Annotated in this window: 18 protein-coding genes and 1 riboswitch; all 18 genes read right to left on the reverse strand. The window is 48.2% G+C overall.

From position 1 onward, the window contains the following. Positions 1-102 precede the first annotated feature (102 nt). Positions 103-1,566 carry a HAMP domain-containing sensor histidine kinase gene (locus MRBLPE1_RS20570; protein WP_364148950.1) on the reverse strand — a complete coding sequence of 488 codons (1,464 nt, stop codon included), beginning with the start codon at positions 1,564-1,566 and terminating at the stop codon, positions 103-105. Then, the gene (locus tag MRBLPE1_RS20575) at positions 1,567-2,283 is read right to left on the reverse strand and encodes a response regulator transcription factor (RefSeq protein ID WP_308996659.1); all 717 of its coding nucleotides are present in this window, start codon (positions 2,281-2,283) and stop codon (positions 1,567-1,569) included. Between the two features lie 27 nt (positions 2,284-2,310). Further along, complete coding sequence (ccsA, locus tag MRBLPE1_RS20580; protein WP_364148952.1) at positions 2,311-3,570, reverse strand: cytochrome c biogenesis protein CcsA; 1,260 nt, start codon at positions 3,568-3,570, stop codon at positions 2,311-2,313. After that, positions 3,567-5,225 carry a cytochrome c biogenesis protein ResB gene (resB, locus tag MRBLPE1_RS20585; RefSeq protein WP_364149766.1) on the reverse strand — a complete coding sequence of 553 codons (1,659 nt, stop codon included), beginning with the start codon at positions 5,223-5,225 and terminating at the stop codon, positions 3,567-3,569. Before resB ends, ccsA begins: the two co-directional genes overlap by 4 nt. 17 nt (positions 5,226-5,242) lie before the next feature. Further along, positions 5,243-5,773, reverse strand: coding sequence for a redoxin domain-containing protein (locus MRBLPE1_RS20590; protein ID WP_364148953.1), 531 nt, complete (start codon positions 5,771-5,773; stop codon positions 5,243-5,245). Positions 5,774-5,860: 87 nt separating this feature from the next. Then, positions 5,861-6,607: a pseudouridine synthase gene (locus MRBLPE1_RS20595; RefSeq protein WP_364148955.1), complete on the reverse strand. Its 747-nt coding sequence runs from the start codon at positions 6,605-6,607 to the stop codon at positions 5,861-5,863. Positions 6,608-6,662: 55 nt separating this feature from the next. After that, entirely contained in the window at positions 6,663-7,166 is a 504-nt protein-coding gene (locus MRBLPE1_RS20600; RefSeq protein WP_414698914.1) for a spore maturation protein, read from the reverse strand. A 25-nt stretch (positions 7,167-7,191) separates the two neighbouring features. Further along, positions 7,192-7,848 carry a nucleoside recognition domain-containing protein gene (locus MRBLPE1_RS20605; protein ID WP_364148959.1) on the reverse strand — a complete coding sequence of 219 codons (657 nt, stop codon included), beginning with the start codon at positions 7,846-7,848 and terminating at the stop codon, positions 7,192-7,194. A gap of 69 nt (positions 7,849-7,917) precedes the next feature. After that, complete coding sequence (locus MRBLPE1_RS20610; RefSeq protein ID WP_364148961.1) at positions 7,918-9,111, reverse strand: D-alanyl-D-alanine carboxypeptidase family protein; 1,194 nt, start codon at positions 9,109-9,111, stop codon at positions 7,918-7,920. 126 nt (positions 9,112-9,237) lie between these two features. Continuing rightward, positions 9,238-9,723: a GerW family sporulation protein gene (gene ytfJ, locus MRBLPE1_RS20615; RefSeq protein ID WP_364148963.1), complete on the reverse strand. Its 486-nt coding sequence runs from the start codon at positions 9,721-9,723 to the stop codon at positions 9,238-9,240. Then, on the reverse strand, positions 9,696-10,388 hold the full coding sequence (locus MRBLPE1_RS20620) for a DUF2953 domain-containing protein (protein WP_364148964.1): 693 nt from the start codon (positions 10,386-10,388) through the stop codon (positions 9,696-9,698). The genes ytfJ and MRBLPE1_RS20620 overlap by 28 nt, the downstream gene beginning before the upstream one ends. Before the next feature lie 58 nt (positions 10,389-10,446). After that, positions 10,447-11,049 (reverse strand): SMC-Scp complex subunit ScpB, encoded by a 603-nt coding sequence (gene scpB, locus MRBLPE1_RS20625; RefSeq protein ID WP_364148966.1) that lies wholly within the window; start codon positions 11,047-11,049, stop codon positions 10,447-10,449. After that, the gene (locus MRBLPE1_RS20630; RefSeq protein ID WP_364148968.1) at positions 11,018-11,797 is read right to left on the reverse strand and encodes a segregation and condensation protein A; all 780 of its coding nucleotides are present in this window, start codon (positions 11,795-11,797) and stop codon (positions 11,018-11,020) included. The genes scpB and MRBLPE1_RS20630 overlap by 32 nt, the downstream gene beginning before the upstream one ends. Positions 11,798-11,832: 35 nt before the next feature. Beyond that, positions 11,833-12,303, reverse strand: a complete 471-nt coding sequence (ribE, locus tag MRBLPE1_RS20635; protein WP_076336425.1) for a 6,7-dimethyl-8-ribityllumazine synthase — start codon at positions 12,301-12,303, stop codon at positions 11,833-11,835. Between the two features lie 23 nt (positions 12,304-12,326). Then, positions 12,327-13,562, reverse strand: a complete 1,236-nt coding sequence (locus tag MRBLPE1_RS20640) for a bifunctional 3,4-dihydroxy-2-butanone-4-phosphate synthase/GTP cyclohydrolase II (protein ID WP_364148970.1) — start codon at positions 13,560-13,562, stop codon at positions 12,327-12,329. 79 nt (positions 13,563-13,641) lie between these two features. Beyond that, positions 13,642-14,301 carry a riboflavin synthase gene (gene ribE, locus MRBLPE1_RS20645; RefSeq protein WP_364148972.1) on the reverse strand — a complete coding sequence of 220 codons (660 nt, stop codon included), beginning with the start codon at positions 14,299-14,301 and terminating at the stop codon, positions 13,642-13,644. A gap of 46 nt (positions 14,302-14,347) precedes the next feature. Then, positions 14,348-15,445, reverse strand: coding sequence for a bifunctional diaminohydroxyphosphoribosylaminopyrimidine deaminase/5-amino-6-(5-phosphoribosylamino)uracil reductase RibD (gene ribD / locus MRBLPE1_RS20650; protein WP_364149768.1), 1,098 nt, complete (start codon positions 15,443-15,445; stop codon positions 14,348-14,350). A gap of 222 nt (positions 15,446-15,667) precedes the next feature. Next, a riboswitch (FMN riboswitch) is annotated at positions 15,668-15,877 on the reverse strand. Positions 15,878-15,910: 33 nt separating this feature from the next. After that, positions 15,911-16,342 carry a peptidylprolyl isomerase gene (locus MRBLPE1_RS20655; RefSeq protein ID WP_364148973.1) on the reverse strand — a complete coding sequence of 144 codons (432 nt, stop codon included), beginning with the start codon at positions 16,340-16,342 and terminating at the stop codon, positions 15,911-15,913. Positions 16,343-16,381: the final 39 nt, after the last annotated feature.

Here is a 16,381-nt window from a genome sequence, read left to right on the forward strand (position 1 = left end):
GAGCCAATCGAATCCTTCGATTGGCTCTTTTTGTTTCACGAGCAACAAGAATTATCTGCTGCATTCTACAAAAAAAACGCCCCCTAAGGAGCGCTGTGACAACTACTGATGAGCTTCGACAGGAATGAGTATCGTAAACAAAGTACCCGTTCCTGCGCTGCTTTCTACAACGATTCGACCATGATGCAGATCAATAAGATTTTTTACGATGGCAAGCCCTAAACCGGTCCCGCTAGAAGAGCCGCGTTTACGCGCTTTATCTGCCTTATAGAAGCGTTCAAAGATATAAGGTACATCCTCGGAAGGTATCCCCTGCCCTTCGTCTCTTACGCTAAGCTGAACATACTCACTGCCATTCACATTCTCGTGCTGGCCTGCGATGGTAATGGATTTACCGGATGGTGTATGCCGCAGCGCATTATCAAGCAGGTTAGTTAATACTTGCTCCAACCTATCCTCGTCTGCTTCTTTAACCAGAAGCGGCTCCTCCGGCAATTTTGATAAAAGCTTTACCTCGCGTTCCTTCGCATAAACCTGGAATTTCCGATGCACTCGCTTCAGCACATGACTGAGATCAACCTTTTGGAAGTTCATATCCACATGCCCTGCTTCCATGCGGGCAATGTCTAGAAAATCATTCACGAGTCTGCCCATACGCAGCGATTCGTCGTAAATAACCTGCACGAGTTCCTTACGGTCTTCTTCGGAAACCACGATGTCATCCAAAAGCGCTTCGCTATAGCCCTGCAGCATCGAGAGCGGCGTTCTGATCTCGTGGGAGATGTTCGCCACAAAATCCCTTCTCAGCTTCTCGAGCTTATGCTCCTCCGTTACATTCCGAATGACCGCAACAGCTCCCCGTGTAACGCCTTTAGATTGAAGCGGCGCCATAACGGCCGACCATACGCTGCTTAATACATGCACCTTGTCGGTCGCATCCCGTCCTTCTACCATCACGGTCTGGAACAGCTCCCGCAGCGGCATTGGGACTGCTGAGTAGGAAGATGAGCTTTCGAACATATCCTCCTGCCACGCTTTTTCAACGCCGGACCACTGATTAATTAGCAAGTGGCCGCTCGGATTGGTGAGAATCACCTTGCCGTCCGCATCAAATGTAATAACCGAATCGCCCATGCTTCGCAAAATGCTCGCAAGATGGTTTTTCTCATGATTCAAATCATGAATAAGTTTATCGAGCTGTTCCGTCATGTGATTAAAGGTTTGCGCAAGCTCGCCAATCTCATCGCTGGAGCGGATATCCACTCTTGTCGAATAATTCCCTTGGGAGATGGAGACGGCAGCGTCTTTCAGCTGCAGCAGCGGCTGCTGTATCTTCTTGGAAAGGAAAAAAGCGAAAAACGTTGATAATAAAAAGCCGATAATCGCAGTTAAGACGAACAGTACTTTTACTTGATGCGTATTGCCTTCAACCCAAATGTCAACGTATTGCAGCAAGAACACGCCAACAATTAACAGTACAACCGCAACAAGCAGCATAATGGTTGCCCAGAGTTTGCCAACTACGCTGCGCCAGAGCTTGCCTGCCAAACGCCGCCACAAACCCATTTACTTAGGCACCTCAAGCTTATAGCCAACGCCCCATACGGTCGTTATCATCGATGCTGCATCGGGAGACACCTTATTCAGCTTCTCCCTTAAGCGTTTCACATGGGTATCTACCGTCCGTAAATCGCCAAAAAACTCGTAATTCCAAACATCCTTAAGCAGCTCTTCGCGAGAAAACACTTTATCGGGCGACACGGCCAAGTAATGCAGCAGCTCATATTCTTTAGGCGTTAAGCTCACTTCATGTCCCCCAGCGGTCACACGGTGAGCATCATGCTCAATAATAAGATGAGGGAATACGATGTTATTGCTTGAATTAATTTCTTTAGTCAAAAACGCGGTTGCGGATGAACGTCTCAATATCGCTTTTACGCGGTATATTACTTCGCGCGGGCTAAACGGTTTTACGACATAATCGTCTGCTCCAACTTCAAAGCCTTGTACACGGTTCATCTCCTCGCCTTTTGCGGTTAGCATAATGACAGGAGTAGCTTTCACTTGGCGCAAACGGGAGCATACCTCTACGCCGTCAATTCCCGGAAGCATCACATCAAGCAAAATGAGCGCATAATCGGTATTCGAAGCTAATCGCAAAGCGGTTTCACCGTCTTCCGCTTCGTCGATGGTATAGCCTTCCTTCTCTAAATACATCTTAAGCAGACGACGTATGCGTTCTTCGTCATCTACGACCAATATACGGCTTGAATAATCGGACATAGGGCAATACTCCTCTCAAACTAAATACTAAACACCGGAATAAGAATGTAAACCAGCAATGACTAGGTTAACGCCCACCAGCGTAAACAATACGACGACGAAGCCGATAACGGCCAGCCATGCGGAACGCTTGCCTTGCCAGCCGCGTGATAAACGGAAGTGCAAATAAGCACTATAATACAGCCATGTGATAAGAGCCCAAACTTCCTTCGGATCCCAGCCCCAGAAACGGCCCCAGGCGATATTGGCCCAAATCATTGCAAATATTAAGGCTCCGAGGGTGAAAATCGGAAACCCGATCGCTATCGATCTATAGCTGATTTCATCCAAATCTTCGGGATCAACGCCATCCATTACCGGATGTATTACAGCGCCAAGCGGCTTGCGGAATACGAGACGCAGCAAACCGTAAAGCAATGTACCCGCGATGATGGACCACACAACCGTATTCAGCTTGCGACCCGAATTCACTCCATTCATCCAATAAGGAGCTTCAAACAGGGGCTCCTTCATGCCTAGGAAAGATTCGTACTTAACGATATCGCTGTTATAAGGCTTTACAATCGGCGGCAGCGAATAATCGACGGTTTCCGTCGTCGACGTCTCTATCCCTTTTCCATCGATGCTCGAATTTTCTTGAATAAATTGTGCTTCGTAACCTGCTCCGCGAAATGCAAAGACAGCTACGATAAAGCCCACGATGAGAATAATCGAATATAACGAAAACTCTACCCAGAACTGGGCTTTTTTCGCTTCTTTCGTTTTGCCTTTGAAATCGACTACGCGCAGCAGGTACATAAGGCCTGCGGCAAAACCAACCGCAAAAAAGGCTTCGCCGAGCGCTGCAGTCGTTACGTGAACTTTAAGCCAATAGTTATTGAGAGCCGGAATTAACGGCTGTACTTCCTGTGGAAACACAGATGCGTAAGCAACGATGATAACCGTCAGCGGCAAGGAAAACATACCGAGCAAAGGTTTTCTATAAATCGCAAATACGATTGTGAAAGCAATCATGATTGCCATCCCGAGGAAGGTCATGAATTCATACATATTGCTCGTTGGAATTTGTCCGCTTCCGGCCCATCGAGTAAAGAAGAATGTCAGATGCGAGGCTAATCCAAGACTCGACGTAATAAATGCGATCCGTCCCCAACGTTTCTCGTGCTGCAAGGGGTCGCGATTGCTCCACTTCTTCCCCGCAATCGCGATGACATAAAACATAAAAGCAAAACAATAAAGAAAAAATGCGACTATAAATGCGTCGCTGCTAAATTCAACTAAATTCACGCGTTGTTCCCTCCGTTATCAAGCGACTTCGGATCTACGGTTATCCCTATTTTTTGAAGAGCCCCCGCGACATCTGAGCGCATACCGTACCAGTTTTTGTTTGTATGAGCGCCTAATGAAAGCTCGCCTTCATCTATGCGCAGCCATATCCGGCGATGCTGCCAGTAAGATCCCATCAACAGGCCGATCATCGAGAAGGCCGCTCCGATCCAGACATAAGGCAGTGCCCTATCCATACGCACGTTTAAGTAAGTTGACGCTTCGGAAAAATCCACGTTTTCCATCCCGTCGACACGAATTTCGATTTTGTCCGCGATCGCATGATTGATGGCGTCCTGCGAAAATTTCACCTTATCCTTCTGCATCGGAAAATACATATACGGCTCGCCTGCCGGATCAAGCCCTGGCCCTTTTACCGTAAAGACGAACGCCGGAGCGATCGGATCACGGGACAAGGTCGTCGGCTCGCCATTGTCGCCAATCGCGAATTCCATGTAATTGGCATACAAGTCAAGCGTGTAAGGTCCAAGCTTATGCTGCAAAGCCGAATCTTTCATAGGAAGATCAAACGGCCCGTACTTTTCCCCCGTCTCTTTATTTACGAGAACAGGATGGACGGCATTTAGACGAGGCGTCGTATCAAAGTCGAATTGATAAAGCTTTAACCCTTTATATTTCAAAGGCTCGTTCACGATGATATTATGTCTCTTTACTTCTTTGAGCTCCGGCTTTTGCGATTGATCCGAACAGTTGCTCAAGCACTCATAAAGCACGGCTTTGGTTTCAAAAAGTTTTGCGCGCGCAGTTCCTTTTAGCTTGTCAGGCAGCTCCTCGTCCTTGTAATACTCAACGGTAAACTTTTCGTTTTTCACAAAATAATTCGTATCCGCGATTTGCACGGTATCGCCGTCGGGGATTGTTATGTAGCTATCCATTTGCCAGCTTGGAATGCTCCTCGCCAGAATAGCCAAGAGAAACAGGATTAACCCGATGTGGTTAATATAGGGGCCCCAGCGGCTAAACCGGTTTTTCTCCGCAAGCAGGGCCGAACCGTCGCGATGGATACGGTAGCCCTTCCGTTTGAGCTGCGCTCCGAATTTCTCTACCCATTGCTCTTCATCGCCATCAATTTTTTGCTTGTACACGGTCTTTTGCCGATGTATAAACTGTAAATGCTTGCGAATCTGCTGCTTGCTCAGCGCGCGGTAAAGCGGCAGCACCCTGTCCAAACTGCAGATGACGAGCGAAGTGCCAATCATGACCAGCAGTCCAATGAACCACCAGGATTCGTACGTATGCGTCAAACCGAACAAATAGTACAGCTTGCCCGGCAGACCGTACGTCTCCTCATAATAAACCGACGGGTCAAAATTATTTACGAATGTGTTTTCCTGCGGATAAATCGTGCCTAACATCGCCGTCAAAAAAGTAATGACGATTAAATAAATCGCTATTTTGACAGAGGAGAAAAAATTCCATATTTTATCAATGTAATTCGGATTGCTCTTCTGCGAACGGCGGGCAACGCCGTCATATCTCATTTCTAGAGGCAAGTCAGAAACATCATTGTTCTCGAGCGGCTTTCCGCAGCTCTCGCAAAGCACGGTGCCGACCGAATTCTGATGCCCGCACTCGCATTTTGTGTTCTCAACCACTAACACAATAAAACCTCCTACAGCTTAAGCAGCCTTTCAATCCGTTCGTCAATCTCTACTTCAGTCATTCCGCCTACTTTGATTTCCATTAATGTACCGTCCGGTTTAATGAAAAAAGTTGTCGGATAAGACTTTAATCCATAGCTGCGTTCCGTTTTCCGATTGACATCACGCAAGATCGGGTAATTCAAATCAAAGCGGCGAACGAAGTTGTTCACGGTTAACGTATCTTCGCTTAAATTAATGGCTAAGATTACGAGCCCTTGATCCTTCCATTTTGCATACTGTCTCTCGAACTCCGGCATTTCCTTCACGCAGGGCGGACAGAATGTGCCCCAGAAATTAACGACGACAGCTTTGCCTTCATAATCCGACAATTGCCGCGATTCTCCACCCAGATCGACAAGGTTAAAAGCAGGCGGCTTGTCGCCTTCTTTCAGAGGTCCTTTGTCATCCGCGGCAAATAGGGTAGATCCTATTGCATACCCACCAATGATCAAGACGGCAATCAGTATGACAATTTGAACCGTCTTGCGCGATTTTCCCATAATTGAATTCACCACCAGCTTCTCTCTATGCAGTCACGAATATTACCATTATAACGAAAAGTCGACGGCAATTACTGCCGCCGTCGATTACTTTTTATGAACTTTATGTGTCTTGCTGTGCGCAATGTCAAGCAATTCTTTGATTTCCTGCGGCGTTAAATGACGATACTTACCACGGCCTAGATTTTCAAGTCCAAGCTCGCCAAAACGAATCCGTTTCAATCTCGTTACCTTATGCCCAATCGCTTCGAACATCCGGCGAACCTGACGGTTGCGGCCTTCAAAAATAGTAATCGTAATCGTTGCTTCATTTCCGTCCGTGTCAACATCATGGTATTCCACCTCAGCAGGAGCGGTCATGCCGTCTTCCAGCTTGATGCCTTTTTGCAGCTGCTCAAGAGCCGTTCCATGCGGAATGCCTTTTACCGTTGCACGATAGGTTTTTGGAACATGATGACTCGGATGCGTTAACAAATTGGCGAATTCGCCATCGTTTGTCAGGAGAAGAAGTCCTTCCGTATCATAATCCAATCGCCCGACCGGATATACTCTCTCTTTGATTCCTGGCAAAAAGTCCGAAACCACTTTGCGGCCTTGGGGATCCTTGGCGCTTGTGATAACCCCTTTGGATTTGTTGAGCATGAGATACAGCTTCTTCTCGCTCCGAATCGGCTTGCCATTTACCGTAATGGCATCGACGGAAGGATCGGCTTTTACGCCAAGCGTCGTAATCTTCTCACCGTTAACCTCAACCATTCCTGCCAAAATCATTTCTTCACACTTGCGACGGGATGCGATTCCCGCTGCGGCTAATATTTTCTGTAAACGTTCCAAATGCTTTCACCTCAATCTCCATCATAACGATATGAAGAAGAAAGTACAAGCTTCACTACCCGAATATGTATAAGCAAATGATAATAGCGGCAAAAAAACCGACTAAATCTGAAAATAATCCAACTTTTAACGCATAACGCGATTTCCGGATACCGACAGCTCCAAAATAAACCGTAAGGACATACAAGGTCGTATCCGTGCTTCCTTGGATGGTTGAAGCAATTCTGCCGATCATGGAGTCGGGTCCGAAGGTTTGAATAAGATCGGTCGTAAAGGCTAATGAGCCGGCGCCGGTCAAGGGGCGCAGAATGCCTAAAGGCAGCACCTCGCTTGGAATGCCGACCCAATCGAAGAGAGGCCTGACCGCCGACAGCATCAATTCCAGTGCTCCGGATGATCGGAACATACTGATGGCAACCATCATGCCGACTAAATGGGGAATTATATTAATCGCTGTGCCAAAGCCGTCCTTCGCCCCTTCGACAAACGTCTCATATACGGGAACCTTACGTCTAAGCGCTGCATAAAGCGGTATAAATACAATAATAGCCGGAATCATCCAAGCCGATAGACTGGAAAAAAGGTTATACACCAGGCTCACCTCCCACAGTAGGCGATCCTGCCTTCATACTGCCGGGTTTAGGAGGCGGAGTGATTGGCGGCGGCGGTGACTTTCTCCTGTACCAGCGGTCGGCAAGAATAGCTGCAGAGGTTGCGACAAAGGTTGCGGCCAGCGTCGTACCAATAATTTCTGCCGGATTAGCGGAGCCGTAATTCATCCGAATTGCGATCAAAGTGGTAGGAATAATCGTAATGCTGGAGGTATTAAGCGCTAGAAGCGTACACATGGCGGGTGTAGCCGTGGCAGGATCAGGATTAAGCTTTTGAAGCTCCTGCATCGCCTTGATCCCCATCGGAGTCGCGGCGTTCCCGAGTCCAAACAGATTAGCGCTTAAATTACTCATGATGTAGCCGATTGCCGGATGATTGGGAGGAACATCAGGGAACAGCTTCCTCACGATAGGTCCGAGCATTCGGGCCAACGTTTGAAGCAGACCTGCATCCTCCGCAATTCTCATCATGCCGAGCCAAAACACCATGATGCTTATTAAACCAAAGCTTACGGTGACGCCTGATTTTGCCCCTTCGAAAGCAGCTTGCGTCACCGCGTCCATCTTGCCTGTAATCGCAGCAACGACAACGCTTGCCACGATGAAAAACAACCATATCCAGTTTACCATTAAGGTCGCCTCCCCCAACTGTGCACCTAACGTATTCCATTCCATCAGCGTCTCCCGCGCCGATAGGAATTAATGCTCGAATAATGCATCCAAAACTTTGATGACCGAACCAAAAAGCGGCTCATGTTTGTCTTGGTTAACAGCCTTACGGAAATCGGCAAGCGATTGTAATGCTTTTGGCGATTTCATCGATTGCTCAAGCTTCGGGCTTGCAGCATCGTAAACAGGAACAGCGCCGATTTTGATGTTATTCATATGCCATTCCAATATTCCGCGTTCACCGAATGTGTAACGTATGGAATCCATATTGTGCAGCACCAGTCTGGATTGAATGTCGTTTGATTCTTCCTCCGCGAGCGGGTATTTGAAGGATTGTCCAACCGTGTAGGGATATCCTGAAATTTGCTGTCCCTTGGCAGCAATCTCCTTTAGGGGATAATTGCCAAAGCCCCAATCGAGCATTTTACGATGATCTGCCCAATCGTCGCCGTCATTAATCGTAACAGCCGCCAGCTGCTGCCCTTCTCTTGTTGCCGAGCTAACTAGGCAGCGGAGCGATTTTTTCGTATAACCGGTTTTTACTCCGTCTGCGCCTTCATACATGGACAGCATTTTATTTTTGTTCGTATAGCTGTATTCCCATTTTTCATGCGGATTTGGCACTTTTTTAACGCGCGTGCTTACGATTTCGGCAAATACCTCGTTTTTCAGAGCATAGGCAGTCAGCTTTGCCAAATCGTTAGCGGAGGAATAGTGCCCCTCCTCATCCAGGCCATGCGGGTTTTTAAATTGGGTATGTGTAAGCCCTAAAAAAGCCGCTTTCTCGTTCATGAGATGCACAAAGCCTTCCTCCGATCCGCCTACATGCTCCGCGATAGCCGTTGCCGCATCGTTTCCGGATCTGAGCATAAGCCCGTAAAGCATATTAAGCAGGCTCATTTTTTCACCCAGTTGAAGATAAATCGAGGATCCTTCTTTGCCGACGGCGCGTTTGCTTGTCTTCACCATATCAGTCAGCTTGCCGTTATCGATGGCTACGATCGCTGTCATGATTTTAGTTAAGCTCGCTATTCGCATCGATGTATCGCCGTTGCTGCTGAACAGCAGCCTGCCGGATTCTACGTCAATCAGAGCCGATGCTCTTGCATTCGTATGGAGTGGTCCCGGTTTTGCCAAGGCTGTCGTCGGAAGGCTGCTTGTCCCAACCAGCATAGCTGCCATTAAGCCCAATGCAGCAATCCTTCGCAGTTTCATGAAATACATATCCAATGTTGCTCCTCTCGCTGCGTTTGTAGATAAAGCTTGCGTGTAATTTAGTATATGCCTGTACACCTAGCTCTAGACGAAAAGCCCAAGAAAAATGAAAAACTGCCCTCTCGGGCAGTTATGTCATAAGAGGTGATCGTTTACTTCGACATGTCCGCTTATTACGGTAGGGGACGGATCGACGTATGCGGATGTGCTTGACGGCTGTTTCATCATCGTTTGCAGTTTTTCGAACACTTGCGGCGCTGAATCGATTACCCGCTCAAGCAAATGCGTTTGACTATCGAGAGGGACGATTTTTACGCCATGCGTACCAACGACCAAGAAAGCGATTGGCGTAATGGATACGCCGCCGCCGCTACCGCCGCCGAAAGGCATGGATACCGAGGCATTGTGGGCATCGGACTGTGCACCGTTTTTATGATCGGCATCATCTAATCGAATATCGCTGCCTCCTGCTACAAAACCAAACCCCACCTTCGAAATCGGCATAATAATACTGCCATCTGGCGTTTGTACAGGGTCACCGACGATCGTATTGACGTCAACCATCTCTTTAATATTTTCCATTGCGGTTTGCATTAAGCCTTGAATAGGATGTTCTGCCATGCTTTGACGCCTCCTTTCATATTCCTCATCCGAACTAAAAGTTGCAGTCCGGCAAGGATAGCATAACCGAAGCGTATTTGGGCTATGCATGACCATTCGGTCGTAAATGCGGATCTTTGATAATTAGGTTGAACATTCATTTGAGGCTCCGCTTGCAGCTTAACCATTTGGGATAAAACACCGATAATCGAAGTTTTCACGGACCAGACCAGTCCGGTTGACATTGCTGTCCACATCGCATCCCCGGTGCCCACTGACGTAGACCAATTCCATTCCAGCAGGCGTACCTTCGTCAAAGTCTTTCTCACCCAGCCTGTCAGATTACGTGTAATTTCCAGCAGATACTTTAACTTATCGATGGCACTCGCGACCTTATCGGCATCAATATCCTCATTGAACTGCTTCCAAGTGTTTATTCCCGCGCTCGAATTCGAGACTTCTTCCTTCAGTTGGACGGATCTGCCGGTAAATTGAACCACCGGCACTTTCATGGTGTAACGGATTATGCCGAATAGTGCTTTTATGTTCACTTCTGCATCATCATTGTTACCAATACGCCGCATATGTCCTTTAATGACAACCTGCGAGCTTAAGACAACAACTAAAATGAGCAAAAAAAAGAGACTGGCCGCCGTTATCCAACCGTAAGGGTAACCGAGCATCATGATGCTTCCTCCGTTTCCCTAATATGGGTTGAATATAGTATGACCCGGCGGCCAAATCTCATTCTTTTATTTCATCAATTGTCATCTGCTGGCTATCTAAGCGATCGAAAAGCAGTTGAGTTTGCTCCTCAAGCGCATCATCGATATCCACATTGCCTGGCTCTGGCAGCTCTTTGATCGAAGGTAATCCAAAGTAATCTAAAAATGATTTCGTCGTACCATATAAAATCGGGCGGCCAATCTGCTCGGCACGGCCAACCTCTTCGATTAAGTCCTTGGAGACAAGCGATTGAATCGCCCTGTCACTCTTAACCCCGCGAATTTCTTCGATCGAAATTCTTGTGATGGGTTGGCGGTAAGCCACGATGGACAGCGTCTCCAATGCAGCCTGCGAAAGCTGTGATCGAGTCGGGGTATAGGCCATCCGCTCAAAATAAGGAGCGTGCTCCAAATGAGTCGTTAACCGATAGGAGGCGGCAACCTCGGCAATTTGAATGCCGCGCGCCTCGCGTTCAAGGTCCCGCTGCAAATCGTAAACCAAATCGGAGGCAAGCTCAGCGTCCAGCTCCAAAATATCCGCGAGCTGCCGCTTCGTAAGTCCCTCATCGCCTGCCATGAACAGCAAGCCCTCAATAATTGTCTTCAACTTCTGATAATCCAATTTGAGACGACTCTCCTCTCCAATGAATAACGATGTCGTCAAAGAGCTGATGCTGAAAGCAGGTAATATGCTTCATTTTCATTAGCTCCAGAATCGCTAGAAAAGTAACCACGATTTCGTGCCTGTCCATATTTTCACGGATGAGACGCGAAAAACGAACCGTTTCAAATTGCTTCAGCACATCCACGATATCCCGAATGCGATCCTTGACCGAAATCTCGTCACGCTGCACCGTTGAAACGACATTACGTCTTGCTGCCCGGCGCAGTGCCTTCTGGAAGGCCAATATTAAGTCAGAGAGATGGACGCCTTCAACGGGATTCACCTTTTCTTCCTTCATGAAAGGCGTCATATCCTCCGGCTCGCGAGAATAAACCAGGCTGCGCTCGACTTCCTTCTCGCGCAGCTGTTCGGCAATTTGCTTAAACTTTCGGTATTCTACGAGCTTCTGAATGAGCTCGTCTCGCGGATCCAGCCCATCATCGGGCCAATCCTCGTAATCATCCTCAAATACGGGAGGCTTAGGAAGAAGCTGCTTGCTCTTTATCGCCAAGAGGGTCGCCGCCATCACTAGAAACTCGCTCGTAACCTCAAGCTCCAGCTCCTTCATCGCATGCAAGTAATCCATATATTGAATCGTAATCTCGCTGATAGACACTTCATGGATATCGATCTCGGCTTTGTCGATCAAGTGAAGCAATAGATCAAGCGGCCCCTCAAAAGAATCCAGCTTATAAAGCACCGACACTTACATTTCCTCCCGCCTAGCCTTAACTTCGAAGCTTACCCTTGCAATTGCTTTGTCAAATTCGCCATTTCTATCGCGCTCGCAGCGGCCTCGTAACCCTTGTTGCCTGCTTTTGTACCCGCGCGCTCGATAGCTTGCTCAATCGAATCGACCGTTAGCACGCCAAAAATCGTAGGAATGCCTGTTTTCAACGCGATTGCGGCAACGCCCTTAGCCGCTTCATTGCAAACAAAATCAAAATGAGGCGTTGATCCGCGAATAACCGCGCCAAGGGTGATAACAGCGTCGTATTTTCCGCTCTCCGCCATTTTTTGCGCAATTAACGGAATTTCGAATGCGCCCGGTACCCATGCAACCTCAACATCGGAATCCTGCGCGCCATGGCGTTTAAAAGCATCCAATGCTCCACCAAGAAGCTTGCTGGAAATAAACTCGTTAAAACGTCCTACTACTACCCCGTATTTTAAACCTTCCGATACTAAATGCCCTTCATAAATGCGTGTCATTTTGTCATCATCCTCTCGTTATTTTAAATGATATAGTCAATATCTTCAAAGCTAAGTAAATGTCCCAGCTTAGATTTTTTTGTACGCAGGTAGCTTTTGTTATCTTCTTTGGTTTCCATTTGAATCGGAACGCGTTCCACAACCTCTAAGCCATAACCCTCGAGACCTTTAATTTTGCGGGGATTATTCGTTAGCAAACGCATTTGGCGTACGCCAAGATCCTTCAAAATTTGCGCGCCTATACCATAATCTCGCAAATCTGCCGGAAAGCCAAGCTTTAAATTTGCATCAACCGTATCCAAGCCCTGTTCTTGCAGCTCATAGGCCTTTAATTTGTTGATGAGTCCTATGCCTCTTCCTTCTTGACGCATATAGAGCAAAACACCGCTCCCTGCTTCTTCAATTTGTTTGAGGGCCGCTTCGAGCTGAGGACCGCAATCACAGCGATGGGAATGAAATACATCGCCCGTCAAGCATTCGGAATGGACGCGCACAAGCAGCGGACGTTCAGAGTCAATGTCGCCTTTGACAAGCGCAATATGCTCCTTGTTATCAACAAAGTTCGTATACGCAATCGCGCGGAATGTACCAAAATCCGTCGGCAGCTTCACATCAACCGCACGCTCCACGAGTTTTTCTTTGGCATTCCGGTATTGGATGAGCTCTTGTATCGTAATAAGCTTTAGGTCATGCTTTTCCTTAAAGACGATCAGGTCGGGCAAACGGGCCATCGTTCCGTCTTCATTAATGATTTCGCAAATTGCCCCAGCCGGCTCGGAGCCGCACATGACTGCCAAATCGATCGCCGCTTCCGTGTGGCCCGCTCTTCGAAGCACTCCGCCGGATCTTGCGATGAGCGGAAAAATATGCCCGGGTCTGCGGAAATCGGATGCTTTAGTTGACGGATCGATAAGCGCCTTGACTGTCTCCGAGCGCTCGAACGCTGAAATACCGGTCGTAGTCCCCGCGTAATCGACAGACACGGTGAATGCTGTGCCATGGTAATCCGTATTGTGGGTCACCATTGGCGGCAAGTCAAGCTGTTCCGCGCGTTCCTGGGTAATAGGAACACACACAAGGCCCCTGGCCTCGGTGATCATAAAATTAATGACCTCCGGCGTCGTTCTATCCGCCAGCGCAATAAGGTCACCCTCGTTTTCCCGGTCTTCGTCATCCACAACGATTATCGGCTTGCCGAGCTTTAAATCCTCTAACGCGTCTTCGATTCTATCAAATGGACTTCTTTCTGTATGTTCCATATGGGATTCCCTCCTTTGTGACAAACATCTTTTAAGACTTCTACCGATCCTGCGAAGGATTCAACAGCCATAAATCATATTATAAAAACCCATTTTCCATCAGGAATGCCGTGCTGAGCTTTGATTGTTGCTTGGCAGCTTCTGGCTTCTTGAAATGAAGCAGATGGTCGACATATTTGCCGAGTACATCGCATTCAATGTTGACGGTGTCGCCCGCATGCTTATGCTGTAGGGCGGTCTCGCCAAGCGTATGCGGAATGACCGACACAGACAAGGAATGTCCGGAAGTATCCACGACCGTTAAACTTATCCCGTCGATTGTAATGGAACCCTTCGGAATGACATAACGCAGCATATCAGAATCCTCTAAATGAATCTTAAATACCACGGCGTTTGCATCCGAATCCCGATTGACGATTTTGCCAGTGCCGTCTACATGGCCTTGAACAATATGACCGCCGAACCTTCCGCCTGCTTGCATGGCACGTTCCAAATTCACTCGTTCACCTGCACGAAGCTGTTGAAGATTGGATTTACGGTACGTCTCGGGCATGACGTCAGCCGAGAAGGAAGAACCGTCAAACGACGTAACGGTTAGACAAACGCCATTAACCGATATGCTGTCTCCGATCATGACACCATCCGTCACGCGAGCTGCTCCAATGACCAGACGCATCGCTTCACCCTGCTTCGTAATTCCTTTCATTTTCCCCACTTCTTCTACTAATCCGGTAAACATGAGCGTCCTCCCCAACGATCCTTATATAAACTCACCCGCCCCAAATTTAGTAAACGGGGTAGCCTGTAACGCAAATATCTTCGCCTGCCATTTCTACGCTCACACGTTCCAATTGAACGGCATCTGCCATTTTCTCGAAGCCGGTAAAGGTGAAAACACCGGGAGCATCGACTCCGCCAATAATCTTTGTGGCATAATAAAGCACGATTTTATCGATAAGACCCGCTTCCAGCATCGCGCCGTTCAGCTGTCCGCCGCCCTCAAGCAAGATCGAACCGATCTCAAGCTCACCGAGCTTTTTCATGGCGGCAACAAGATCAACCTTCTCATCAGAACCGCAGGCTACAACTTCGATCCCTGCTGCTTCCAAAGCTTGACGGCGTTCCTCGCTTGCTTGACCGGACGATAATACGATGGTTCGGACTGTGCGGTCAACGACAACCCGGGCATCCAAGGGCAGACGCAGCGCTGAGTCTACAATAATGCGTACGGGATCAATGGCCGGGACTGCCGCTCTCGTATTCAAGAGAGGATCATCTGCCAAAACCGTACCAATGCCGACCATTATAGCTTCATGCTGGTGACGCAGCGTATGAACCTGCTCGCGTGCGGCCGGCCCTGTCACCCAGCGGCTGTCCCCTGTCCGAGATGCAATTTTTCCATCGAGCGTACTAGCTGACTTAAGGGTTACATAAGGAAGACGGGTCGTAATGTACTTATTGAATTTCTCGTTAAGCTGCTGGGACCGCTGCTCAAGCACGCCAACGGTTACCTCAATGCCTTCTTCACGAAGCCTTGCTATGCCTCTCCCCGATACCTCCGGGTTCGGATCGCCGCTTGCGACGACAACCCTCGCTGCTTTTGCATCAATAATGCGCTCGCAGCATGGCGGCGTTTTACCGAAATGACTGCAGGGCTCGAGCGTCACATAAACGGTTGCTCCTTCCGCTTCGGCACCCGCCATTTGGAGAGCGTGCACCTCCGCATGGCCGGTCCCCCGTTTAAGATGCGTTCCGATTCCGATGATTCGTCCATCCTTCACCACAACGCAGCCGACTACAGGGTTAATCCCGGTTTGACCGGAAGCTTTTGAAGCCATCTCCAGCGCTAATCCCATATAATACTCGTCATTTAATACGTCCATCAACAAAAAACACCCCTATCGGCAAACGATCCGACAGGGGTGATGAAAGACAAACCGAGAACTACGACAAAACCGATCGACGTTGTCGGCTTTAGTGGCCGACAAATCATAAACCGCAAAAAACTGCGATAACGGTTCGTAAAATACGCTAAAAAAACAAACCGGCTTCACATGTGAAATAAAACACACACGTAAATAAGCGGAATGTTATAGCTGTCGAAGCATCCCCTTCTCCCATCCAGACTATACTGTCGGTCCCGGATTTTCACCAGGTCCACCGTTCTAATTAGCTTCTCTCGAAAAATATTCGAACAAAAAGCTGCTCAGACCGGGTCACGGACTGACGAGCAGCACAGGAGTTCGGTTATCCGATGCTCCTGTGCTTACTCGATCACCGCCGGTTAGGAATTTCACCTGACCCCGAAGGAAAGCTGCACTTACATAATTATAGTTAGTATATTAACACTAAATCGTTTCAACTTCAACCTTTTCCATTTTGTCTCCGCCTTTGAAAGCATCAACAAATTCCATACCCTTTGTAACCTTGCCGAAAACGGTGTGGCCGCCGTCCAAATGCGGTTGCGGAGCATAACCGATATAGAACTGGCTGCCGCCTGTGTTACGGCCGGCATGGGCCATAGCAAGCGAACCGCGCTCATGCTTGTTCGGGTTGATTTCACAATTGATTGTGTAACCAGGACCGCCTGTACCATTTCCTTTTGGGCAGCCGCCTTGCGCGACGAAGCCTGGGATAACGCGGTGGAAAGTAAGTCCGTTGTAGAAACCTTCGCTAGCAAGCTTCTCAAAGTTTGCTACTGTGTTCGGCGCGTCTTGATCGAATAGATCGATTAGAACCTCTCCGCCGTTTGCTAGTGTAATTTTTGCTTGTTTTGCCATTGCTGCATCTACCTTTCTTTTATCCGAATAAGACTACGT

It is taken from the genome of Paenibacillus sp. LPE1-1-1.1 (assembly GCF_040676435.1).
Lineage (GTDB): Bacteria > Bacillota > Bacilli > Paenibacillales > Paenibacillaceae > Pristimantibacillus.

Excerpts from the sequence above, each read along its gene's own strand:
- MRBLPE1_RS20570 (WP_364148950.1), bottom strand. The coding sequence starts at position 1,566 with ATGGGTTTGTGGCGGCGTTTGGCAGGCAAGCTCTGGCGCAGCGTAGTT.
- MRBLPE1_RS20575 (WP_308996659.1), bottom strand. The coding sequence starts at position 2,283 with ATGTCCGATTATTCAAGCCGTATATTGGTCGTAGATGACGAAGAACGC.
- MRBLPE1_RS20590 (WP_364148953.1), bottom strand. The coding sequence starts at position 5,773 with ATGGGAAAATCGCGCAAGACGGTTCAAATTGTCATACTGATTGCCGTC.
- MRBLPE1_RS20600 (WP_414698914.1), bottom strand. The coding sequence starts at position 7,166 with ATGATTCCGGCTATTATTGTATTTATACCGCTTTATGCAGCGCTTAGA.
- MRBLPE1_RS20605 (WP_364148959.1), bottom strand. The coding sequence starts at position 7,848 with ATGGTAAACTGGATATGGTTGTTTTTCATCGTGGCAAGCGTTGTCGTT.
- MRBLPE1_RS20610 (WP_364148961.1), bottom strand. The coding sequence starts at position 9,111 with ATGTATTTCATGAAACTGCGAAGGATTGCTGCATTGGGCTTAATGGCA.
- ytfJ (WP_364148963.1), bottom strand. The coding sequence starts at position 9,723 with ATGGCAGAACATCCTATTCAAGGCTTAATGCAAACCGCAATGGAAAAT.
- MRBLPE1_RS20620 (WP_364148964.1), bottom strand. The coding sequence starts at position 10,388 with ATGATGCTCGGTTACCCTTACGGTTGGATAACGGCGGCCAGTCTCTTT.
- ribE (WP_076336425.1), bottom strand. The coding sequence starts at position 12,303 with ATGACACGCATTTATGAAGGGCATTTAGTATCGGAAGGTTTAAAATAC.
- MRBLPE1_RS20640 (WP_364148970.1), bottom strand. The coding sequence starts at position 13,562 with ATGGAACATACAGAAAGAAGTCCATTTGATAGAATCGAAGACGCGTTA.
- ribE (WP_364148972.1), bottom strand. The coding sequence starts at position 14,301 with ATGTTTACCGGATTAGTAGAAGAAGTGGGGAAAATGAAAGGAATTACG.
- ribD (WP_364149768.1), bottom strand. The coding sequence starts at position 15,445 with ATGGACGTATTAAATGACGAGTATTATATGGGATTAGCGCTGGAGATG.
- MRBLPE1_RS20655 (WP_364148973.1), bottom strand. The coding sequence starts at position 16,342 with ATGGCAAAACAAGCAAAAATTACACTAGCAAACGGCGGAGAGGTTCTA.